The 290-nt window shown below is 44.1% G+C and carries 1 tRNA gene; it reads right to left on the bottom strand.

The annotated features are described in order from the left end of the window. Positions 1-163: 163 nt before the first annotated feature. A tRNA-Ala gene (locus GCM43_RS25585) sits at positions 164-239 on the bottom strand. Positions 240-290: the final 51 nt, after the last annotated feature.

Here is a 290-nt window from a genome sequence, read left to right as displayed (position 1 = left end):
GTTGTTGCTTGTTTGTTGATACATACAATCATTACCCATCGATCTATCTTTTACGATAAACCGATCATAAATAATCTTTACTTCTTCCAGATTGTTAAAGAACGAAACAGCAATGATCTCTAAAAGACCAAACCTAAATCTGACGACTTACGTTTGAGCTTTTTGGTGGAGGATGACGGGATCGAACCGACGACCCCCTGCTTGCAAAGCAGGTGCTCTCCCAGCTGAGCTAATCCCCCAAGGGTATTACAGGCTACAGATACTGGCAGGGTTGGCTGGACTAGCGTCCA

Origin of the sequence: Janthinobacterium aquaticum (assembly GCF_009208565.1) — a bacterium.
Lineage (GTDB): Bacteria > Pseudomonadota > Gammaproteobacteria > Burkholderiales > Burkholderiaceae_D > Janthinobacterium.
This window is presented reverse-complemented; position numbering and strand designations above follow the sequence as displayed.